The organism is Variovorax sp. GW823-FHT04F07, from assembly GCF_058795995.1.
Genome location: NZ_JBXAIG010000001.1, coordinates 1,602,352 through 1,622,933, shown reverse-complemented (window position 1 = coordinate 1,622,933; position 20,582 = coordinate 1,602,352). Strand labels below are relative to the sequence as shown.

Here is a 20,582-nt window from a genome sequence, read left to right as displayed (position 1 = left end):
GATGCCCCACAGCGTCTCCCTCATCAATACGATTGCCGCCGGCCTGGGGTTGGCGCTGGTGTTCGGCTTTCTCGCGGCGCGGCTGCGATTACCGGCGCTGGTGGGGTACCTCCTGGCGGGCGTGATCATCGGCCCGTTCACGCCCGGCTTCGTGGCCGACGCGGGCATTGCCGCGCAGCTGGCCGAGATCGGCGTGATGCTGCTGATGTTCGGCGTGGGCCTGCACTTTTCGCTGGCCGACCTGCTCGCGGTGCGCAAGATCGCGCTACCCGGCGCCATCGCGCAGATCGCGGTCGCCACGCTGCTGGGCGGCGGGCTGGCCATGTGGTGGGGCTGGAGCTGGGGCGCGGCGCTGGTGTTCGGGCTGGCGCTGTCGGTGGCGAGCACGGTGGTGCTGCTGCGTGCGCTCGAGAGCCTGGGCATCCTCGATTCCTTCACCGGCCGCATCGCGGTGGGCTGGCTGGTGGTCGAAGACCTCGCGATGGTGCTGGTGCTTGTGCTGCTGCCGCCGCTGGCGGGCGCGCTGGGCAGCACCAAGGTCGACACCAGCGGCGACCCCGTCTGGCAGACGCTGGGCCTCACGCTGCTGCAGGTTGGCGGCTTCGTGGTGCTGATGCTGGTGGTGGGGCGGCGCGTGTTCCCGTGGATTCTCTGGCAGGTCACGCGCACCGGCTCGCGCGAGCTGTTCACGCTGTGCGTGGTGGCGGCGGCCGTGAGCATCGCCTTTGCGTCGGCGGCGCTGTTCGGCGTGTCATTCGCGCTGGGTGCGTTCTTCGCCGGCATGGTGATGCGCGAGTCGCAGTTCAGCCACCGCGCGGCGCAGGAGTCGCTGCCGCTGCGCGATGCGTTCGCCGTGCTGTTCTTCGTGTCGGTCGGCATGCTGTTCGACCCGTCGGTGCTGCTGGAGCGCCCGCTGCAGGTGCTGGCCGTGGTGCTGGTGATCGTGCTGGGCAAGTCGCTCGCGGCCTGTGCGCTGGTGCTGGTGTTCCGCTACCCGCTGGCCACCGCGCTCACCGTGAGCGCGAGCCTGGCGCAGATCGGCGAGTTCTCGTTCATCCTGGCCGGGCTGGGCGTGTCGCTCGGCCTGCTGCCGGTGGAAGGGCAGAGCCTGGTGCTGGCGGGCGCGCTGATCTCCATCGCCACCAACCCGCTGTGGTTCAGCCTCATCGCGCCGCTGCAGAAATGGCTGCACGCGCATTCGAAGTTCGCGCGCGAACTCGACGCGCGCAGCGACCCGCTGGCCGAGCTGCCCATGACCACCGAGGCCAAGTACCTGTCGCGCCAGGTGGTGCTGGTCGGCTACGGCCGCGTGGGCCGGCGCATCGCCGCCGAGCTCGAGACCAACGACATCCCCTACGTGGTGGCCGAGCAGAACCGCGAGCTGGTCGAGAAGCTGCGCGAAGCCGGCATCCCCGCCGTGTGGGGCGACGCGGCCGACCCGGCGGTGCTGATCCAGGCGCACGTGGCGCGCGCCCGCGTGCTCGTGGTGGCCACGCCCGACGCCATGAACGTGCGCCAGATGATCGAAACCGCGCGCACGCTGAACCCCACCATCCAGACCGTGGTGCGCAGCCACAACGAGCAGGAAGCCCGCCTGCTGGCCGCCGAAACCGACGCGAAGGTGTTTCTGGGCGAACAGGAACTCGCCCAGGCCATGGCCCGCGATGTGGTGCAGCGCGCCGCCGCGATGGCGGTGCCGGCCTGAGAACTCAAAGGTCCTCGATCACCAGCGTGCGATAACGCTCGGCGATCGAGTAGGGCACGGTACGCACCAGTTCCATCACGCGCTCGGTGATGGCGCCGTCCTTGGTGCGGATCAGCAGGCCCGTGTGGCCTTCGTGGGCCAGCTGGATGAAGGCGCGCACCGTGTCGCCGTCGGTGCCGGCGGAGGGCAGGGGGCTGTGCGAGGCATGCACGGTCGGCGCGATTTCCGCCAGGACGGTTTCGGCCGGTATCAGGTAGACCTCGTCGCCGCTCACGATGCCTTTCGCGATCAGCCCGTGGCCGATGCGGCTGGCATCTTCGACGCTCGGAAACATCACCAGGGAGTAACCGGTCGGGTAGAACGCGCCACCGAAGGCGGCGCGCATGTTGGGTTCAAGCGTGAAATGTTTCATGCTGACTCCTTGTTCTGATGCAACTCCCCACCCCTAACATTAGGCCGCGCGGCGTCCAGGCACTGTAGGAGAACCCCTAGTACTGACGCTGACAACCGCGCCAGCCCCCGGCCCGTTCAAAGGCGGGTTCATTCCCTGTTTCATTTCTGACCGTCATGCCTTCGCCGAGAGACATCGCACTCACCGTCCACGAACTGGAAGAAGGGGAGTTCTACTGGGTGCTGATGGAGGCCGTGGACGGCTCGCCCGGCGACTCCACCCATGTGTACGTGCCGCTCGAAGCCGCCCACGAGCCCTACGCCACGTATTCGAATGCACTGGTGGCCGGCGTGGCGGTGCTGCGGCGGCTGTTCGGGCCCGACGGCAAGCCCGTCTGACGAGGCCCGCAAGGGCGCCGCCGCAGGGCGCTCCCTATAATCCCGGCGGTTGGAAACATTGGTTCACACCGGTGTCGTCCAACACCCCACGGTTCGAAGGTGCCCTGCACGACCAGTCACAGGATTGGCGGCGGGGTTAAACGGGAAGCAGGTGCGAGGCGTCGTTTTTTTTCGAACGACCCTTCCATTCCTGCGCTGCCCCCGCAACGGTCAGCGGACATCGACACCCTCAGGTCCCGGCGATTCTTCGCCCGGGCAGCCACTGCGCTTCGGCGTGGGAAGGCGAGGGCTTCGGCGCCGAGGTGCATGCATCGCACCCCGACGCACTCCGCGAGCCCGGATACCGGCCTTCGCAACCGCCTTCGGATGCTGCGGGAGTGCGTGTCCGGGCCTGCCGCTTTTCCCTCGCGCGAAACGGCACCGCCCCTCGTCTCTTCTCCCTCGGCATCCGCGATCTGTCAGGAGCCTGCGGGGACGCGGGCTGGAGGAGAAGTCGGATGAATCGCATTGCATCGCCGCCGCGCGATCGCTCGGGCCCGCCCCTGCAACGGGCGCGCCTTTCGGGTCTTTCAGGTCTTTCGCTGGGGCTCGGCCTCGCTTGCGGGCCAGCGCTCGCCCAGTCGGGCGACACGACCGGCCGCCCCAGCCTCACGCCCGTGCAGGTCGAAGCCAGCCGCCACACGCCGCTGGCCCTGGACGAACCCACGCAGACCGGCAGCCGCCTGGGCCTCACGCCGCTCGAAACGCCGGCGAGCATCGAGGTGCTCACTGGCGACGCGATCCGCGCGCGCGGCGACGTGTCGGTGGTCGAGGCCGCGAGCCGCGCCACGGGCATCACGGGCTCGCCCGCGCCGGGCAACGGCGGTTCGTCGCTGTCGGCGCGCGGCTTCAACGGTCATGGCTCGGTGATGCAGCTGTACGACGGCACGCGCCTGTACGTGGGCGCCGGCACCGTCACCTTCCCGTTCGACACCTGGTCGACCGACCGCATCGAGGTGCTGCGCGGCGCCGCCTCGGTGATGTTCGGCGAGGGCGCCATCGGCGGCGCGATCAACGTGGTGCCCAAGAAGCCCACGCGTGGCCCGATTCGCAACGAGGCGCTCGTGACCGTGGGCTCCGACGCCACGCGCCAGGTCGCCTTCGGCAGCGGCGGGGCGATCAACGACATGCTCTCGTACCGCTTCGACATCAGCCACCGCAAGACCGACGGCTTCATGCAGCGCGGCGAGGCCGAGAGCCTCGCGGTGGGCGGCGCGGTGCGGCTCGATGTGTCGCCGCGGCTGCAGTTCACGCTCTCGCACGACGAGGGCCGCCAGACGCCGCAGCGCTATTTCGGCGTGCCGCTCGTCAACGGCCGCCTGAGCAGCCTGAACCGCGAACAGAACTACAACCTCGACGACGCCGAGGTCAAGTACCGCGACCGCTGGACCCGCCTCGATGCGCAGTGGACGCCCAACGACGCCGTCACCGTGCGCAACCAGCTCTATCGCCTGGACAGCAAGCGCCATTGGCGCGACAGCGAAACCTACACCTACAGCGCCACCACGAACCGCGTGACGCGCGGCGACTACCTGGAGATCGGCCACGACCAGGAACAGATCGGCAACCGCACCGACGCCACCTTCAAGCACGCGCTGTTCGGCCTGAAGAACCAGGTGCTGGTGGGCTTCGACGCCAACCGCATCGACTTCCTGAATTCGAGCGACACGCCCTATGGCGGGCGCTCGGTGGTCGACGCCTTCGTCTTCAACCCCGGCTATTACGTCTCGCCCACGCCCTACCTGCCGCGCTACAAGACCAAGACCAGCACCTACGCCTTCTTCGCCGAAGACAAGCTGGCCTTCAACGAGCAATGGTCGGTGGTCGGCAGCCTGCGCTGGGACCACGCGAAGATCGTGCGCACCGACCCGCAGAACCGCGCCCCGCGCCTGGACAAGACTTTCGAGTACGCCACCGGCCGCCTGGGCGTGGTCTACGCGCCCGACGCCGCCCAGTCGTTCTATGCGCAGGTGGCGCGCGCGGCCGATCCGCTCACGGGGCTCATCAGCACCTCGGCCACGCAGGTGCCGTTCGAGCTCAGCGTCGGCAAGCAGGTCGAGGTCGGCTACAAGCGCCAGCTGGCCGAGGGCCGCGGCGCCTGGAGCGTGGCCGCCTACCGCATCGAGAAGACCAAGCTGCTGTCGCGTGACGCGAACGACCCGACCGTCGTGCAGCAGATCGGCAAGCAGTCGTCCGAAGGCATCGAGGCCACGCTCGACCTGGCGCTGACCTCCACGCTGCGCCTCGAAGCCAACGCCGCGCGGCTGCGCGCGCGCTACGACGACTTCAACGAGGCGGTCGGCAAGTCGCTGGTCTCGCGCGCGGGCAACACGCCCGCCGGCGTGCCCGAGGTGGCGGCCAACCTGTGGCTGCACTGGCGCTTCCTGCCGCAGTGGGAGGCCAGGTTCGGCGTGCGCCACGTCGGCGCGCGGCAGGTCGATGCGGCCAACACGCGGCAGATCGGTTCGTACACCGTGGCCGACGCGGGCGTGAGCTGGCAGGCGAACCCGTCGCTCAAGCTCGCGCTGCGCGCCTTCAACCTGGCCGACCGCAAGTACCCGGTCTCGTTCTCGAACGGCGGCAACCAGTGGCTGCTGGGCCGTCCGCGCTCGTTCGAGCTGTCGGCGTTCGTGACCTTCTGAGCATGGCCGCATGAGCATCGCATGGCAACGTACATGGCCTCCGCTGCGGCGGGCGCTGTACTGGACGCACCGATGGCTGGGCATCGGCGGCTGCCTGCTGTTCGTCATGTGGTTCGTCTCGGGCGTGGTCATGATGTACGTGGGGTACCCGAACCTCACGGACGAAGAGCGGCTCGCGGGGCTCGGCCCGGTGCGCTTCGAACAGGCGGTGGTCGCGCCGGCTGCCGCGCTCGATGCGCTGCCGCTCGCGGTGCGTGCGCAGCAGCCCAGGCGCATGGCGCTCGAAATGCAGGCCGGCGCCGACGCGCAGCCCGTGTGGCGCATCGTCGATGCGCGCGGCGGGCGGCATGCTGTGTCCGCGCGCGACGGCCGTGTGCTCGGGCCGGTCGATGCGGCGCAAGCCGAGGCCATCGCGCGCGACTTCTCCGCACAGCCCGGCGCACGCTGGGCCGAGACGCTGGAACGCGACCAGTGGACCGTGCCGCAGGGCCTGAACCCGCTGCGCCCGCTGCACCGCATCGAAGTCGGCGACGCGGCGGGCACCGAGCTGTATGTGTCCTCGCGCACCGGCGAGGTGGTGCGCGACACCACGCGCACCGAGCGCTTCTGGAACTGGCTGGGCGCCGTGCCGCACTGGATCTACTTCACGCCGCTGCGCGCCGACCCGCCGCTGTGGCACGACGTGGTCGTGTGGCTGTCGGCCGCCTGCATCGTCTCGGCCGCGACGGGCATCGTCATCGGCATCCTTCGCATCCGGCTGCGGCGGCGCTTTCGCAGCGGCGCGGTCACGCCGTACACCGGCTGGATGGCCTGGCACCACATCGCCGGCCTCATCGGCGGCTTCTTCGTGCTGACCTGGATCGTGAGCGGCTGGCTCTCGATGAACCCCAATGGCTGGTTCCAGCGTGCGCCCGCCGATGCGGCCGCGATGGCGCGCTACACGGGCGCCGTTGCCTCGCCGTTCCCCTGGCCGCCGGCCGTGCTGCCGGCAGGCGAGGGCGCTGCCGCACCGCGTGAGGCGCTGCTGATGGGGTTCGACGGGAAGCCGCTGCTGCAACTGCGTGATGCGCAGGCCCGCGTGCAGGTGATTGATGCAGCGACCGGCGCGCCGGCCGTCATCGCTCGCGACGACATCATGCGCGCCGCCGCCCGGCTGCGCCCCGGCGCCGCGATCACGCAGGCCACCTTTCAGACACACGAAGACTTCCACTGGTACGGCCACCACCGCACGCGCGTGCTGCCCGTGTGGCGGCTCGAGTTCGACGATGCCGCGCGCAGCTGGCTCTACATCGACCCGACGAGCGGCCAGGTGGCCGGCAGCAACGACCGCAACGCGCGGTTGCGCCGCTGGCTCTTCAACGCCGCGCACAGCCTCGACTTTCCCTGGCTCATCCAGTACCGGCCGGCCTGGGACCTGGTGGTGTGGTTCCTGTCGGTCATCGGCGTTGTCGCTTCGGCGAGCGGCGTGGTGATCGGCTGGCGGCGGCTGCGGCGCAAGCCACAGCCTTCGCCTGTTCAGCGGGGGCTGCAAGGCTCCCGGGTTTCATGACGGGGACTTGCGCAAGCCAGTCCATCCCCCAACAATCAACTTTCGCACTTCGGTGCATTTCAGGAGGTGCGCGATGCACATCGAACCCGGACTCGTCGACGGATCCAAGATCTTCCTCAGCTATGCCACGGGGGCGGCTGCACTGGCTTACACAGGCAAGGTCGCCTTCGACACCCTGCGCAAGGACGGCCCCATCGGCCTGCTCCTGCGCTCGGTCTTCACCGTGATGCTCGTGTTCTGCTTCTTCGAGGTGTTCCCGCACCATCCCGTGGGCGTGTCCGAGGTGCACCTGATTCTGGGCACCACGCTGATGCTGCTCTTCGGGCTCGCGCCCGCGGCCATCGGCCTGGCGGGTGGTTTGCTCATCCAGAGCCTGTTCTTCGCACCACCCGACCTGCCGCAGTACGGCATGAACGTCACCACCTTGCTGGTGCCGCTGTTCGCGACCGCCGCACTGGCACGCCGCATCATTCCCGCCAACATGGCCTACGTGGACATCAGCTACCAGCAGGCCTTCAAGCTGTCGGTGGCCTACCAGGGCGGCATCGTGGTGTGGGTGGGCTTCTGGGCCCTCTACGGCCGTGGTACGGGCCTCGAGAACCTCAGCCAGATCGCCAGCTTCGGCGCGGCCTACATGACGGTCGTGCTGGTCGAGCCGCTGGTCGACCTGGGCGTGCTGGCCGCGGCCAAGGCCTGGCGCCGCCTGCAGGGCACGGCTCTGGTCGAGCGCCGCCTGTACAGCGCCGTCTGATTCGCGCAAGCCTCCCTCTTTGACGACGGGGCGCCGCTCGCCGGCGCGTGCGCCATGCACGCGCCGGGCGCCCGATTCCCTGTGCGCCTTTGGCGCCCGAAAGTATCCATTCCATGACACAAAGCAACGCCAAGATCCCCGTCACCATCGTCACGGGCTTCCTCGGCAGCGGCAAGACCACGCTGCTGCGCCACATCCTCGGCAACGCCGAGGGCCGCCGCATCGCGGTGGTGGTCAACGAGTTCGGCGAACTCGGCATCGACGGCGACATCCTGCGCGGTTGCGGCATCGGCTGCGACGACGAGGGCAACGAGCGCGAAGGCGCGCTGTACGAGCTGGCCAACGGCTGCGTCTGCTGCACCGTGCAGGAAGAATTTTTGCCCGTGATGCTGCAGCTGGCAGAGCGCCGCGACCAGATCGACGCCGTGCTCATCGAGACCTCGGGCCTGGCGCTGCCCAAGCCGCTGGTGCAGGCCTTCCAGTGGCCCGACATCGCGAACATCTTCACCGTCGATTCGGTGGTCACCGTGGTCGACGGCCCCGCTGCTGCCTCGGGCCAGTTCGCGGCGAACCCCGCGCAGGTCGACGTGCAGCGCCGCGCCGACCCCAACCTGGACCACGAATCGCCGCTGCACGAGCTGTTCGAAGACCAGCTCTCGGCCGCCGACCTCGTGGTGCTCAACAAGACCGACCTCATGGACGCCGCCGCGCGCGCGCAGGTCGAGGCGCTGGTGCGCGAAGAACTGCCGCCCGAGGTGAAGATCGTCGGCGCCACCGAAGGCAAGCTGCCGCTCGCGCTGCTGCTGGGCCAGGGCCGCGCCGCCGAAAGCACCATCCACCTGCGCGAGAGCCACCACGACCACGAGGAGGACCACGACCACGACGAGTTCGATTCGCTCGTGATCGAGCTGCCGCCCGTGGACCGCGACGGTCTCATCGCCGTGCTGACCGCGCTGGTCGAACAGCACACCATCTACCGCGTGAAGGGCTTCGTCGCCGTGCCGCACAAGCCGATGCGCCTGCTCGTGCAGGGCGTGGGCCGCCGCTTCGACCACCACTTCGACCGCCGCTGGCGCGACGGCGAAGCGCAGCGCACGCGGCTCGTGTTCATCGGCGAAGACCTCGATGAAGGCGCGCTGCGCAAGGCACTGGAAGGCGTGGCGGCCGTTCCCGCCTGACCGCATGCACCTGCTGAGCACTCAGCCCGGCCGCTTCGTCGAGGACGACCCGAGCGTCGTCACCCGGCTCGACCAGACGCCGGGCGACATCGTGGTGCTCAGCTCGGCCGACACCACGCTCGCGCTGCTCGCCGCCGCGCGCACGGCGCTGGCGGCCACCGACCCCGGCTACCCGTCGCTGCGGCTGGCCAACCTCATGCACCTGCGCCAGCCCGCGTCGCTCGACCTGTACGTCGACGAGGTGCTGCGGCACGCGCGCGTGGTGGTGGTCGACCACCTGGGGGCCGAGTCCGCCTGGGCCTACGGCCTGCAGCAGCTTGAAAAGCTTGCGAAGCGCCAGGGCCAGCAGCTCGCGATGTTCTCGGGCGACCTGCAGGAAGACGAAGACCTGCTCGCGCGCGGCACCGTGCCTCGCAGCGTGAGCCGGAAGCTGTGGCAGTACCTGCGCTCGGGCGGTGCGGGTAACGCGGCGCAGTTCCTGCGCGCGGTGGCCTTCCATGGCCTGGGCCACGGCGAGGCGCCGTTGCCGCCGCGCAGCCTGCCGCAGGTCGCGCTGCATGTGCCGGGCGGCATGGACGCGACGCACACGGTCGCGGGCATCGACGACCTGCGTGCGGGCTGGCATGCAGATGCACCCGTGGTCGCGCTGGTGTTCTACCGCTCGCACCTGCTGTCGGGCAACACCGAGGCCTTCGATGCGCTGGCCGCCGCGCTGCATGCGCAAGGACTGAACCCGCTGCCCGTGGCGCTCGACTCGCTGAAAGACCCGCTGTGCCTGTCCGCACTGCGCGCGCTGTGCAGCGAACACGACGTGCAGCTGGTGCTCAACACCACCGCCTTCGCCGCGCTGGGGCAGGGCGCTTCGGACGAAAGCGGTGAGCCTCTGGCACTCGCGGGCGACGCCCCTGTGTTGCAGGTGATCGTGAGCGGCGGCAACCGCGAAGATTGGCTGGCCGATAGCCAGGGCCTGCGCCCACGCGACATCGCGATGCAGATCGCCCTGCCCGAGATGGACGGGCGCATCGTCACGCGCGCCGTGAGCTTCAAGGGCCTGTCGCACCGCTGCGAACTCACGCAGACCGAAGTGGTCGGCTACCGGCCCGAGCCCGACCGCATCGCCTTCGTGGCCGAACTCGCGCGCCGCTGGTGCAGCCTGCGCCGCCTGCGCGCCGACGAGAAGCGCGTCGCGCTCATCCTGGCGAACTACCCCGGCAGCGAAGGCCGCATCGGCAGCGGCGTGGGGCTGGACACGCCGGCCTCGGTGATGGCCATCCTGCGCACGATGCAGGCCGAGGGCTACACGCTCGACGCGCTGCCCGCGGACGGCGATGCGCTGATGCGCACGCTGCAGGAGGGCATCGCCAACGACCCCGCGCAGTGGGCCGCGCGGCCCGCGTGGCAGAGCTACGCGCTCACCGACTACCGCGCCCGCCTCGCGGCGCTGCCCGAGGGCATGGCCGCCGCCATCGACGCGCAATGGGGCCCGCCCGAGCACGACCCGATGCTGCGCCAGGGCCGCTTCATGATCGCCGGGCTGCGGCTGGGCCGCGTGTTCGTCGGCATCCAGCCGGCGCGCGCGCTGGGCCCGCTCGGTTTGGCCGACTACGCGAGTTACCACGACGCCGAGCTGGTGCCGCCGCACAGTTACCTCGCGTTCTACTTCTGGCTGCGCGATGTGTTCGCCATCGACGTGGTCGTCCACGTCGGCAAGCACGGCAACCTCGAATGGCTGCCGGGCAAGAGCCTCGCACTGTCGGCCTCCTGCTGGCCCGACGCCATCCTCGGGCCGCTGCCCAACGTGTACCCCTTCATCGTCAACGACCCCGGCGAGGGTGCGCAGGCCAAGCGCCGCACGCAGGCCGTGATCGTCGACCACCTGATGCCGCCGCTCACGCGCGCCGAGAACCACGGCCCGCTGCAGGACCTGGAGCGGCAGGTCGACGAGTACTACGACGCATTGCTGGTCGATGCGCGCCGCGCCAAGGTGCTGCGCGCGCAGATCCTCGCGACCGTGCGCGCCCAGCACCTCGTCGAAGAACTGGGGATGCCGGGCGCGGAAGACGATGCCGTGCTGGCGCGCGTCGATGCGTACCTGTGCGAGCTGAAAGAAACCCAGATCCGCGACGGCCTGCATGTGTTCGGCGATTCGCCGCGCGCGCGGTTGCGGCGCGACACGCTGCTCGCGCTCGCGCGCTTTCCGGCCGGCGACGGCGCGGGCGAGAACGCCGGTCTGCTCGGCGCGCTCGCGGCCGACCTGCTGCCCGGCGACGCCTTCGATCCGCTCGACATCGACGCGGCAAAGCCCTGGCAGGGCGCACGGCCGGCATTGCTGGCGGCCGTGAGCGACGAGGCCTGGCGCCATCAGGGCGACACGCGCGAGCGGCTGGAGCTGCTGGCGCAGCAGCTGCTCGAAGCGGGCGACTGCCCGGCCGGACTGCCGCGCACCGCTGCCGTGATGGGCCGCATCGAACGGCATCTCGCGCCCGCGCTCGATGCGTGCGGCGGGGAAGAACTGCGCCAGCTGTCGCGCGCACTGCAAGGCCGCTTCGTGCCGCCGGGCCCCAGCGGCTCGCCTTCGCGCGGCCGGCCCGACGTGCTGCCGACCGGGCGCAACTTCTACGCGGTCGACACGCGCGCCATCCCCACGCCCACGGCCTGGATGCTCGGGCTCAAGTCGGCCGCGCAATTGGTCGAACGCCATCTGCAGGAGCACGGCGACTACCCGGTCGCGCTGGGCCTGTCGGTCTGGGGCACGGCCACCATGCGCACCGGCGGCGACGACCTGGCGCAGGCCTTCGCGCTCATCGGCGTGCGCCCCAAGTGGGCGCCGGGCAGCCAGCGCGTGGTCGATTTCGAGGTGCTGCCCACCGTGGGCCTCGGGCGTCCGCGCATCGATGTCACGCTGCGCATCTCGGGTTTCTTCCGCGATGCCTTTCCCAACGCCGTGCAGATGTTCGACGCGGCCGTGCAGGCCGTGGCTGCGCAGGAAGACGAAGACGCCGAGCGCAACCCGATCCGCGCGCGCATCCTGCGCGAGGCCGCGGCGCTCGAAGCGCAGGGCCAGACGCCCGAGGCCGCGCGCCTGCAGGCCGGCTGGCGCGTGTTCGGCTCGGCGCCAGGCAGCTACGGCTCCGGCCTGCAGCCGCTGTTCGACCATGGCGACTGGCAGAGCGACGACGACCTGTCGAAGGCCTACGTCGGCGGCAGTGCCCATGCCTACGGCCAGGGCAGCGACGGCGTGCCGGCGGGCGATGCGCTGGTGCGCCGGCTGCGCGCCATGAACGTCGTGCTGCAGAACCAGGACAGCCGCGAGCACGACCTGCTCGACTCCAACGACTACTACCAGTTCCAGGGCGGCATGGCCGCCGCCGTGCGCCACCTGAGCGGCCAACAGCCCGCGATGTACCACGGTGACCATGGCAACCCCCAGGCGCCGCGTGTGCGCACGCTGAAGGAAGAAATCAGCCGCGTGATCCGCGCGCGCGTGGTCAACCCCAAGTGGATCGACGGTGTGAAGCGCCACGGCTACAAGGGCGCCTTCGAGATGGCCGCCACGGTCGATTACCTGTTCGGCTTCGACGCCACCGCGCGCGTGGTGGGCGACCACCAGTACGCGATGGTGGCCGACGCCTACGTGCTCGACGAGGCCACCCGCGACTTCGTGAACGCGCACAATCCGCGCGCGCTGCAGGACATGCTCAACCGCCTGCTCGAAGCCATGCAGCGCGGCCTCTGGCAGTCGCCCGGCGACTACAAGGACCAATTGGAAAACCTGCTGCTCGACCACGAGCAGCAGATGGAAGGAAGCCCCCGATGACCACAGCCGCCCCGATGCCGGTGCCGTTCCCCTTTGCCGCGATCGCCGGCCAGCCGCAGCTGCGCCAGGCGCTCTTGCTGGCCGCGGTCGATCCCGCGCTGGGCGGCGTGCTCATCGAAGGCCCGCGCGGCACCGCCAAGACCACGGCCGCGCGCGCGCTCGCCGAGCTGCTGCCGGGTGCGCCCTTCGTCACGCTGCCGCTGGGTGCGAGCCTCGAAAGCCTCGTGGGCACGCTCGACCTCGGGCAGGCGCTGGCCGGCCACGAACTGAAGTTTGCGCCGGGCCTGCTGGCGCGCGCGCACGGCGGCGTGCTGTACGTCGACGAGATCAACCTGCTGCCCGACGCGCTCATCGACTCGCTGCTCGACGCGGCGGCCAGCGGCGTCAACGTGGTGGAGCGCGACGGCATCTCGCACCGGCATGCCGCGCGCTTCGTGCTGGTGGGCACCATGAACCCGGAAGAGGGCACGCTGCGCCCGCAGCTGCTCGACCGCTTCGGCCTGTGCGTGCGGCTGCGCAACCTGCAGGACGCGGCCGAGCGCCAGGCGATCGTGCGTGCGCGGCTGGCCTTCGATGCCGATCCGCAAGGCTTCCGTGCGGCACATACGAAGGAGGAGGCTGAACTTGCGGCAGCGCTGGTGCGTGCGCGCGCCCTCGTGGCGGACGCGGCGGCCTTGCCGTATGGCGATGCGGTGCACGAAGCCGTCGGCGCGCTGTGCATTGCGGCCGGCGTGGACGGCCTGCGCGCCGACCTCGTGATGCTGCGCTCCGCGCGTGCGCTCGCGGCGTGGGAAGGTGCGGCATCGATCACCGACGACCATGTGCAGCGCGTGGCCGAGGCGGTGCTGCTGCATCGACGCCATCCGGCGGCCGACGCGGCCGTGGCGCCTCCGATGGCGCCACCCGCACCTCATCGCAACCCGGGTGACACGCCTGCACGCGATGCCGGCGATGGCGACTGGGGCGCGATGCCGCCCGAGCCTGTCGGCATCGAGCGCGTGAAGCCGCTGCGTCCGCTGATTTCCGCTTCCCAGGCCGCCCCAAAAAAAGCCTGAGCCTCCGGGACGCCGCACCCGCTGGCGCACGCCAGGGTGACCGGAGGCAGGGCACGCAACGGGACGCCTGGCACGGCGCCGCCGCGCCCGGCACGGCCTTCGACTGGCCGCGCACGCTCGTCGCCCGCGGCGCGGACCGGCTGCAGGCCGCGCACCTGCGCCATCGCCCGCAAGAGGCGCGCAGCGGTGCGTTGCATTGCTTCCTGCTCGACTGCTCGGCTTCGATGCGCCACGACGGCCAGCTCGCGCGCGCCAAGGGCCAGCTGCTCGCGCTGATGCAGGAGGCCTACCAGCGGCGTGACCATGTGGCGCTGCTGTGCTTTGCCGGCGACGTGGTCGAGCTGCGCCTGCCGCCGCGCCGCGCCAGCGCCTGGAACGACGACTGGGTTGCGCCCATCGCGGCCGGTGGCGGCACGCCGTTGGCACTCGGCGTGCAGCGCGCGCAGCAGCTGCTGGCGAAGCACGAGAGCCGCCAGCGCTGGCTCTGGCTGCTGACCGACGGCCGCAGCAACGAAAGCCCCGCGCGTCCCGTCGCGGCGGACGTCGCCTGCGTGATGGACTTCGAGCGCGCCCGCACGCCGCTGCACCGGGCGCGGCAGCTGGCCGCGCAGTGGGACGCGCGCTACCTCAGCGCCTGAATCACAGGATTGCGGGGCGCGCCTCGGCATCCACCGATCGACTTGGAGCGCGCAGGGACATCCGCTGCACGGCATGCCTGTGCACGCGGCGCCTTCGATACTGCCGCGCTCTCAACGAAAGGAAACCCCATGTCCGTCACTCCCCGCCGCGTGGTGCGCGAAGGCGCGTTCAAGCACATCATTGCCGACGGTGTGCAGGTCGGCGACACGATCTATCTCTCGGGCCAGGTGAGCGTCGACGGCGAGGGCCGCACCCTCGGCGCCGGCGACATCGCGGCGCAGGTGCGGCAGGCCTACGCCAACGTCCGCAGCGTGCTCGCATCCTTCGGCGCCTCGATGGCCGACGTGGTGGACGAAACCCTGTTCGTCACCGACATCGACGGCTTCCTCGGCCAGGCCGAGGCGCTCTTCGCCTTGCGCGCCGAGATATTCGGCGGCGAGCCGCAGGTCTCGCAGACGCTGGTGCAGGTGGCGCGGCTGGGCAGCCCGGACTGGCTGATCGAGATCAAGTGCATCGCCAGAACAGCTGCAGCCTGAAGGGCTGAAGGCCTGTTCAGCCAGGCAGTTCGGGTACCGTATGGCATGCGTCCGAAACCCCGTCTCCTGGCCCTTGCGTTGACCCTGGCCATGCCTGCCGCCTTTGCCCAAACCGAGCCGGCCGCGCAGCCCTTGAGTGCCGAAGAGTGCAAGGCGCAGGAAGCCGTGCTGGAGCGCGACATGGCCCTGGCCCGTTCGCGCGGCCAGATGCTGCGCCGGCGCGAGCTGGCCGACACCTTGAGCGCGCTGCAGCAGCGCTGCCAGGCGCTGGCGCCGATGAGCCGCGAAGCGCGCATCGAGAAACTGGAACGCGAGATCCGCACGCTGCGCACCGAGCTCGAACGCGCGGAGGCGCAGCTGCGCAGCGTGAAGAGCGAGTCGCCCTGAGCTAGGTCACCAGGGCAGCTCGCTGAGCGGTCTGCGCGGGTCTGAAACAGCCGGCGCCACATCGGCGGGGGTGGCCGGCCCGTCTTTCTCCGCCACAGCCTCCACCGGCGCCAGCATCGTCCCGCGGCAGTTCGGCGAGCCGCAATGGCAGGGGTACTTCGACGGCGGCGAGCCGTCGTCGGCCGTCAGCGAGTAGTCGATGAAGAGCTCGTCGCCGGCCTCCACCGCTTCCATCGTCTGAAAGCGCAGCACCATCTCGCCCGCTTCGTCGTACTCCTCGACCGCCTCGCAGTTCGGCTCGCACGAATGGTTCAGGTGGCGCGTGGCGTTGCCGCCCTTGGCGCCGTCGATGGTCTCGCCGGTCGTCAGCGTGAACAGGTAGGTGAGCTGGTCGTCCCAGAGCTTGGCGGCGACTTCCTGCCTGGTGTAGCGGCGGCCTTCGTACAGGCCGAGGAAGGCTTCGGCCGGCAGGTTGCGCGTGGCGAAGGCGCCCAGGCCATGCACGCCGCTGGGGCCCACGCGGATGAAGGGGGTGGACGAGGTTCGCTTGGGGGACTTCATGAACGGGCGGGGCGCGAGGAGTCGGAAGAGGAAGAGGTGGGCAGGAGTGTCGCGGTCATCTCGATCTGGCGTATGACAAGGGTGGCGCCGCGTGCGACCAGGGCGCGGTGCATCGGGCTGCCCTCGGGCTCGTCGACCAGCCGCCAGCGTGCGCCGGGGCGCGCCTGCGCGAGCGCATCGAGCAGTGCGTGGGCCGAGGCTTCGTCGGGTGCGGCGGCATCGAGCAGCGTGTTCAGCGGCAGGGTCGCTGGCAGGAGGATGGCGTAGCCGCCCGTTGCCGTGCCGAGGGCCACGGCGCCGTCGTGCGCGAGCGCGCCTTGCACGGTCGACCACTCGCGGCGCCAGGTGGGGCGCGAGAGGGCGGTGCAGGCCGCATGCACGGCGGCGAGCGCGTCGGTGTCGGGCGTCGTCGAGGCTGCGTCGGCGCGAGGCTCGAAGCTGCCTTCGAGCACCTCGAGCGTGCGGCTTTCAACAAAACCCGCCTGCCGGTAGAGCTGCCGCGCCGGGTTCTGCTCGATGACTTCGAGCTGCACCTGCGTGACGCCGGCTGCCGACAGGTCGCGCAGCTGCGCCTCGATGAGCTGCTTCGCCAGCCCCCGGCGCCGTTGCGCGCCCGCGATGCCGAAGCCCGCGAGATACGCACGCGAACCGCGCCGGCCAACGAGCGAGAGGCCGCAGGCGTCGCCGCCGACGACGATCACGCGCGAGAGCCCGAGGTCGGCTTCGGCGCGCCGCACATGCCGCTCGAACATCGCGCGGTCGAACGCGATCGGCACGAAGTAGTCCTCGTAGGAACGGTTCCAGAGGGCAGTGAGTTCGTCGGTGCCGAAGTCCGCGGCGGGAACGATATCGAAATTCATGGGGTGTGCGGATCAGTTGCGCGGCGCATCCAGCGACGCAAGGCAATTCACGATGGCATCGGCCGCCTCGTCGAGCCGGGGGCCGGGCCGCATCATCAGGTCGAAGCGCGCCGAGGCAAAGCTGCAGACGCGCCCGCGCTGGATGGCCGACATCGCCGACCAGCCGGGCCGCGTGGCCATGGCCGATATTTCGCCGAGGGCCGAGACCATCAGCACGTCGGGGTTGGCGCGCACCACGAACTCGGGGTTCATCCTGGGGAAGGGGCCGAGCGAGCCCGGCACCGCGTTGGCCAGGCCCAGGCGCGCCAGGGTCTCGCCGATGAAGGAGCTTTCACTCGCCGCCGCCACGCCGCCGTGCACCTCGAAGTACACGCGCCGCCCCTGCCAGTTCAGCGGCACGCGGGCGCGCGCTGCGTTCAGCCGGGCGTCGATGCTGCGCCAGAAGGCCTCGCCCGCGCCCGGCTTGCCGGTGGCGCGGGCCACGGTTTCCATCACGCGGCGCATGTCGGCATGCGTCTTGGCGTCGAGCGCCAGCACCTTGATGCCCAGGCGCTCCAGTGCCTCGGCGGCGCGGCTGCGCGGGCGCAGCAGCACGAGGTCGGGCTTGAGCGCCACGATGCGCTCGATGTTCGCGTCGTCCATGCCGCCCACCTGCGGCAGGCCCTTCACCGCCGCCGGCCAGTTGGCGTGGCGGTCGATGCCCACGAGCCGGTCGCAGGCGTCGAGCGCGCAGACCGTCTCGGTGAGCGAGGGCATCAGCGACACGATGCGCCTGGCGGGCGCCTGCAGCTCGAGCACCCGGCCGCGGTCGTCTTCCAGCCGGATGGCGCCCGCGTGCGCGGCCGGGCCGAGGCCCAGCGCCACGAAGGCCGCGGCCCGGGCGATGTGGCGCGCGGCGGTGGAAGAAAAAGGTGGGCGCTGGGGCAGGGCGTTGGAAGTCATCGGGGCGGGCGGAGTCAGCCCGCTATTGTCGCGGCGCTTGCATCCGCAGCTGGCGCGCCGCTTCTTCCGCCCGCGCGTCGTCCACTTCGCGCAGCACGTTGCTGAGATCGACCGGGCCGGTCTCGCGCACGAAGGTGCCCGTGAGCTCGGTCTCGGGGCGCAGCAGGCCGCGCTCGTAGAGCTGCCAGATTTCGTCGCCGTAGTGCGTCTGCAGCAGCGCGGGCGCGTACTGCCCGAAGAAGTTGCGCAGGTTCTCCACGTCGCGCAGCAGCATGCGCTTGGCGTGGTTGTTGCCGGCCGCGTCCACGGCCTGCGGCAGGTCGATGATCACCGGGCCGTCTTCGGCCAGCAGCACGTTGAACTCCGACAGGTCGCCGTGCACGATGCCCGCGCAGAGCATGCGCATCACTTCCTTGAGGAGGCTCGCGTGGTGGCGCAGCGCGTCGTCGGGCGAGAAGGCCACGTCGTTCAGGCGCGGGGCGGCGTCGCCGTTCGCGTCGGTCACCAGGTCCATGAGCAGCACGCCTTCGAGGAAGTTGTGCGGCGTGGGCACGCGCACGCCGGCCGCGGCCAGGCGGTAGAGCGCATCGACCTCGGCGCTTTGCCAGATGGCCTCGGTCACCTTGCGGCCGAAGCGCGTGCCCTTGGCCATGGCGCGCGCCTCGCGGGTGTTCTTCACGCGCCGGTTCTCGGTGTAGTCGACGGCCTGGCGGAAGCTGCGCTTGTCGGCTTCCTTGTAGATCTTGGCGCAGCGCGTTTCGTCGCCGCAGCGCACGACGTAGACCATGGCTTCCTTGCCGCTCATGAGCTGGCGCACGACGCTGTCGATCAGCCCTTCGTCGACGAGGGATTGCAGTCTTTGGGGTGTCTTCATGCGCGTGCCTCCGGCACAGCCAGGGGGCGGGTCGAGAGGAAGGCCCTCAGGCTTTCCGTGCCGATCTGGTAGGCGCCATCATGCCTGTGCGCGGCAAAGCCCAGCCGACGGTTGATGGCGAGCATGGGCGCATTGACTTCCGCGTTCTGCGTGACGGCGATCGCCACCTCGGGATGCCGCTCGCGCACGAGCTGCAACATGATCGCCTTCACGCCCTTGGCCAGTCCCTTGCCGCGCCAATGGCGGGCAACCCCGGTGAGGCGCTGGAACATGCGGTCGGGGTACAGCTGGTTCCAGCTGGCGTCGCACACGGCGGCCACCTCGTCGTTGGCATCGCGCAGCAGCACGAGAAAGTGCTCGCCGCCGCGCCGGTCGATTTCGGCGTACCAGGCGTGGAAGCCTTCCAGCTCGAAGCGCAGGGGCGCGCGTTCCAGCGCGCTGGTGGGCGCGTCTTCGAGCAGCGCGGACAGCGGCGCCATCAGCGTGGCCAGCCGATCGAAGGGCACGCGGCCCGCGTGGATCTCCAGGCGCAGCCCGTGCGTGGGCGCGAGGGCGCCGGCGCGCCAGCGCGCGAGCGCCGCCCAGTCGAGGCCGGCGAAGGCCATGCGGTTCTCGATGCTGCGGTGCTTTTCGGTCGCACCGATGGCCGCGAGGAACGCCCGGCCTTCCGGCAAGTGGGCCTTGAAGGTCGCGGTGGTGGGGGCGCGCGTTTCCATCAGCGCCAGAAGCCGGTGCAGCAAGGTGCTGGCCACGCCCTGGCGTTGGTGCGATCGCAGCACGCCGCCCCACACGTCGATGAAAGGCGCGAAGGTCGCATAGTCGGGCGAGCCTTCGCGGCGCACGCCCATGTTGAGGCTGCCGACGATGCACCCCTGTGCGTCCCGCGCGAAGGCGCGGTGCACCACGTGCAGCGGTGTGTGCTGGCGCACGTTCTGCTGGGTGTGGGCATCTTCGGGCTGCGGCTCGCCCGGAAAGTCTTCGTCGTGGCGCTGGCGCCAGTAGGCCAGCGCCTGCGCCCATTCGTCAGCGGACGCCCGCTGCGGATCGAAAGAAGAAGTCGTGAACTGCCGCGCATCGGCGGCACGGGTTTCAAGCATGGTGAGCCTTGATTCGAAAAGGGAACGGACCGCGCGCGGCACTCATGTGCCGGCGTGGCGTTGTCTGAATCGGACGGCGTGTCGCGGCAGGACACCGCGAGGGTCGAACGGGCTGGCTGGTGGTGCCTTCAGCGGCACCTGGAGCGTGGAAAGCGCTTCAGCAGCAGTTCGGATGCGACCCGACGAACCGTACGTGGGAGGGAGAGTGAATAGCAGTGTCTTCCATCGCGCACCTCCAGTCCGGTTTGTTGATCGAGGCGTCGAATGTAGCGAGGTTCGCGCGGTCTGTGAAGTGCCAGGCAATGCAAGAAGGCTGCGGCAGAATGGGCCGATCCACAGGGAGATGCCATGAATCCGAAGAAGATCTTCGACGCGGCCGGCGAAGCCGATGTCGACACGGTGCGTGCCTGCATCGCGGCCGGGGCCGACCTGGCCGCCGTGAACAAGCAGGGCTTCACCGCATTGCAATGTGCCGCGGCGGGTACGAACGAAGCCGAGCTCGAACCGATCCTCGCCGTGCTGCAACTGCTGCTCGACGCCGGCAGCCCGCTCGAATACACCGGCACCGGCGGCCGCACCGCGCTGTACCTCGCGGCCGAGTTCTCGCCGACCACGGAGCCGGTGCAACTGCTCATCGACGCGGGCGCCGACCCTGACGTGCGCGACAGCCACGGCAACCACATCACGGAGAACGCGATGGAGGAAGAGGTTGCCGAGTTGCTCTCGCGCATCACCGGCCACGCGCTGCCCGAACCGCCCCCGCCCGAGCCAGACCCGGTGAAGATGAGTGCCGCGCAGTGGCGCGCCGCCGAGGCACGCATCGCCGAGGTGTTCGACGCGCTGACGCAGGCGGGCCTGGTCGCGCTGCAGGACGCGGGCGACACGCAGTCCGACGGCTTCTCCGATTGCTCCGAAGCGTTCCGCGAACGCGGCGGCAAGAAGGCCGGCGTGCACGGCTTCTGCTTCTACACGCGGCAGGACCAGAACCGCGCCAAGCGCACCAGCCAGCTCTCGCTCGCGTTCTGGGGCGCGCCCGAAGGCGGCGATGCCGACATGCAGCGCGTCGGCGAACTGGTGGTTGGCCAGTTCCGCGGCGCGGGCTTCGAAGTGCGCTGGAACGGCGCGTCGTCGATGCGGCCCGAAGTCGATCTGCGCGCGTAA

At 70.3% G+C, this 20,582-nt stretch carries 18 protein-coding genes and 1 riboswitch; of the genes, 12 read left to right on the top strand and 6 right to left on the bottom strand.

The window, feature by feature from the left end:
• Position 1 precedes the first annotated feature (1 nt).
• Positions 2 to 1,705, top strand: a complete 1,704-nt coding sequence (locus AC1RAA_RS07675) for a cation:proton antiporter domain-containing protein (RefSeq protein ID WP_159271447.1) — start codon at positions 2 to 4, stop codon at positions 1,703 to 1,705.
• A 4-nt stretch (positions 1,706 to 1,709) separates the two neighbouring features.
• On the opposite strand, the gene AC1RAA_RS07670 is transcribed toward AC1RAA_RS07675, so the two are convergent.
• The gene (locus tag AC1RAA_RS07670) at positions 1,710 to 2,117 is read right to left on the bottom strand and encodes a hypothetical protein (RefSeq protein WP_062480884.1); all 408 of its coding nucleotides are present in this window, start codon (positions 2,115 to 2,117) and stop codon (positions 1,710 to 1,712) included.
• Between the two features lie 155 nt (positions 2,118 to 2,272).
• On the opposite strand from AC1RAA_RS07670, the gene AC1RAA_RS07665 reads away from it, so the two are divergent.
• The 10 genes from AC1RAA_RS07665 (at position 2,273) to AC1RAA_RS07620 (ending at position 15,087) form a co-directional block, all read left to right on the top strand.
• Positions 2,273 to 2,494 (top strand): hypothetical protein, encoded by a 222-nt coding sequence (locus tag AC1RAA_RS07665; protein ID WP_062480886.1) that lies wholly within the window; start codon positions 2,273 to 2,275, stop codon positions 2,492 to 2,494.
• An 81-nt stretch (positions 2,495 to 2,575) separates the two neighbouring features.
• Positions 2,576 to 2,860: riboswitch (cobalamin riboswitch) on the top strand.
• A 131-nt stretch (positions 2,861 to 2,991) separates the two neighbouring features.
• Positions 2,992 to 5,175 carry a TonB-dependent receptor gene (locus AC1RAA_RS07660; protein ID WP_492727508.1) on the top strand — a complete coding sequence of 728 codons (2,184 nt, stop codon included), beginning with the start codon at positions 2,992 to 2,994 and terminating at the stop codon, positions 5,173 to 5,175.
• 10 nt (positions 5,176 to 5,185) lie between these two features.
• Complete coding sequence (locus tag AC1RAA_RS07655; protein WP_492727507.1) at positions 5,186 to 6,724, top strand: PepSY domain-containing protein; 1,539 nt, start codon at positions 5,186 to 5,188, stop codon at positions 6,722 to 6,724.
• 73 nt (positions 6,725 to 6,797) lie between these two features.
• Positions 6,798 to 7,475: an energy-coupling factor ABC transporter permease gene (locus tag AC1RAA_RS07650; RefSeq protein WP_492684122.1), complete on the top strand. Its 678-nt coding sequence runs from the start codon at positions 6,798 to 6,800 to the stop codon at positions 7,473 to 7,475.
• A 113-nt stretch (positions 7,476 to 7,588) separates the two neighbouring features.
• Positions 7,589 to 8,653 carry a cobalamin biosynthesis protein CobW gene (gene cobW, locus AC1RAA_RS07645; protein ID WP_070061111.1) on the top strand — a complete coding sequence of 355 codons (1,065 nt, stop codon included), beginning with the start codon at positions 7,589 to 7,591 and terminating at the stop codon, positions 8,651 to 8,653.
• A 4-nt stretch (positions 8,654 to 8,657) separates the two neighbouring features.
• A complete protein-coding gene (cobN, locus tag AC1RAA_RS07640) occupies positions 8,658 to 12,470 on the top strand; it encodes a cobaltochelatase subunit CobN (protein ID WP_492727506.1) in 3,813 nt (1,270 codons plus the stop codon).
• Positions 12,467 to 13,525 carry a magnesium chelatase ATPase subunit I gene (locus tag AC1RAA_RS07635; RefSeq protein WP_492727505.1) on the top strand — a complete coding sequence of 353 codons (1,059 nt, stop codon included), beginning with the start codon at positions 12,467 to 12,469 and terminating at the stop codon, positions 13,523 to 13,525. The genes cobN and AC1RAA_RS07635 overlap by 4 nt, the downstream gene beginning before the upstream one ends.
• Before the next feature lie 191 nt (positions 13,526 to 13,716).
• On the top strand, positions 13,717 to 14,163 hold the full coding sequence (locus tag AC1RAA_RS07630; protein ID WP_492727504.1) for a vWA domain-containing protein: 447 nt from the start codon (positions 13,717 to 13,719) through the stop codon (positions 14,161 to 14,163).
• A 129-nt stretch (positions 14,164 to 14,292) separates the two neighbouring features.
• Entirely contained in the window at positions 14,293 to 14,700 is a 408-nt protein-coding gene (locus tag AC1RAA_RS07625) for a RidA family protein (protein WP_492727503.1), read from the top strand.
• A gap of 90 nt (positions 14,701 to 14,790) precedes the next feature.
• On the top strand, positions 14,791 to 15,087 hold the full coding sequence (locus tag AC1RAA_RS07620) for a DUF1090 family protein (protein WP_492727502.1): 297 nt from the start codon (positions 14,791 to 14,793) through the stop codon (positions 15,085 to 15,087).
• A 6-nt stretch (positions 15,088 to 15,093) separates the two neighbouring features.
• Here the strand turns inward: AC1RAA_RS07620 and AC1RAA_RS07615 are convergent, their stop codons facing one another.
• The 5 genes from AC1RAA_RS07615 to AC1RAA_RS07595 are packed head-to-tail and all read right to left on the bottom strand — an operon-like array spanning position 15,094 to position 19,421.
• Complete coding sequence (locus AC1RAA_RS07615; RefSeq protein ID WP_492727501.1) at positions 15,094 to 15,648, bottom strand: SET domain-containing protein; 555 nt, start codon at positions 15,646 to 15,648, stop codon at positions 15,094 to 15,096.
• Positions 15,645 to 16,508 carry a GNAT family N-acetyltransferase gene (locus AC1RAA_RS07610; RefSeq protein ID WP_492727500.1) on the bottom strand — a complete coding sequence of 288 codons (864 nt, stop codon included), beginning with the start codon at positions 16,506 to 16,508 and terminating at the stop codon, positions 15,645 to 15,647. The genes AC1RAA_RS07615 and AC1RAA_RS07610 overlap by 4 nt, the downstream gene beginning before the upstream one ends.
• A gap of 12 nt (positions 16,509 to 16,520) precedes the next feature.
• A complete protein-coding gene (locus AC1RAA_RS07605) occupies positions 16,521 to 17,450 on the bottom strand; it encodes an ABC transporter substrate-binding protein (RefSeq protein ID WP_492727499.1) in 930 nt (309 codons plus the stop codon).
• 22 nt (positions 17,451 to 17,472) lie between these two features.
• Complete coding sequence (locus tag AC1RAA_RS07600) at positions 17,473 to 18,324, bottom strand: PA4780 family RIO1-like protein kinase (protein WP_492727498.1); 852 nt, start codon at positions 18,322 to 18,324, stop codon at positions 17,473 to 17,475.
• On the bottom strand, positions 18,321 to 19,421 hold the full coding sequence (locus AC1RAA_RS07595) for a GNAT family N-acetyltransferase (RefSeq protein ID WP_492727497.1): 1,101 nt from the start codon (positions 19,419 to 19,421) through the stop codon (positions 18,321 to 18,323). Before AC1RAA_RS07595 ends, AC1RAA_RS07600 begins: the two co-directional genes overlap by 4 nt.
• Positions 19,422 to 19,769: 348 nt before the next feature.
• Between AC1RAA_RS07595 and AC1RAA_RS07590 the strand changes: the two genes are divergently transcribed.
• Entirely contained in the window at positions 19,770 to 20,582 is an 813-nt protein-coding gene (locus AC1RAA_RS07590) for an ankyrin repeat domain-containing protein (protein ID WP_492727496.1), read from the top strand.

Excerpts from the sequence above, each read along its gene's own strand:
- AC1RAA_RS07675 (WP_159271447.1), top strand. The coding sequence starts at position 2 with ATGCCCCACAGCGTCTCCCTCATCAATACGATTGCCGCCGGCCTGGGG.
- AC1RAA_RS07670 (WP_062480884.1), bottom strand. The coding sequence starts at position 2,117 with ATGAAACATTTCACGCTTGAACCCAACATGCGCGCCGCCTTCGGTGGC.
- AC1RAA_RS07665 (WP_062480886.1), top strand. The coding sequence starts at position 2,273 with ATGCCTTCGCCGAGAGACATCGCACTCACCGTCCACGAACTGGAAGAA.
- AC1RAA_RS07660 (WP_492727508.1), top strand. The coding sequence starts at position 2,992 with ATGAATCGCATTGCATCGCCGCCGCGCGATCGCTCGGGCCCGCCCCTG.
- AC1RAA_RS07655 (WP_492727507.1), top strand. The coding sequence starts at position 5,186 with ATGAGCATCGCATGGCAACGTACATGGCCTCCGCTGCGGCGGGCGCTG.
- AC1RAA_RS07650 (WP_492684122.1), top strand. The coding sequence starts at position 6,798 with ATGCACATCGAACCCGGACTCGTCGACGGATCCAAGATCTTCCTCAGC.
- cobW (WP_070061111.1), top strand. The coding sequence starts at position 7,589 with ATGACACAAAGCAACGCCAAGATCCCCGTCACCATCGTCACGGGCTTC.
- cobN (WP_492727506.1), top strand. The coding sequence starts at position 8,658 with ATGCACCTGCTGAGCACTCAGCCCGGCCGCTTCGTCGAGGACGACCCG.
- AC1RAA_RS07635 (WP_492727505.1), top strand. The coding sequence starts at position 12,467 with ATGACCACAGCCGCCCCGATGCCGGTGCCGTTCCCCTTTGCCGCGATC.
- AC1RAA_RS07625 (WP_492727503.1), top strand. The coding sequence starts at position 14,293 with ATGTCCGTCACTCCCCGCCGCGTGGTGCGCGAAGGCGCGTTCAAGCAC.
- AC1RAA_RS07620 (WP_492727502.1), top strand. The coding sequence starts at position 14,791 with ATGCCTGCCGCCTTTGCCCAAACCGAGCCGGCCGCGCAGCCCTTGAGT.
- AC1RAA_RS07615 (WP_492727501.1), bottom strand. The coding sequence starts at position 15,648 with ATGAAGTCCCCCAAGCGAACCTCGTCCACCCCCTTCATCCGCGTGGGC.
- AC1RAA_RS07610 (WP_492727500.1), bottom strand. The coding sequence starts at position 16,508 with ATGAATTTCGATATCGTTCCCGCCGCGGACTTCGGCACCGACGAACTC.
- AC1RAA_RS07605 (WP_492727499.1), bottom strand. The coding sequence starts at position 17,450 with ATGACTTCCAACGCCCTGCCCCAGCGCCCACCTTTTTCTTCCACCGCC.
- AC1RAA_RS07600 (WP_492727498.1), bottom strand. The coding sequence starts at position 18,324 with ATGAAGACACCCCAAAGACTGCAATCCCTCGTCGACGAAGGGCTGATC.
- AC1RAA_RS07595 (WP_492727497.1), bottom strand. The coding sequence starts at position 19,421 with ATGCTTGAAACCCGTGCCGCCGATGCGCGGCAGTTCACGACTTCTTCT.
- AC1RAA_RS07590 (WP_492727496.1), top strand. The coding sequence starts at position 19,770 with ATGAATCCGAAGAAGATCTTCGACGCGGCCGGCGAAGCCGATGTCGAC.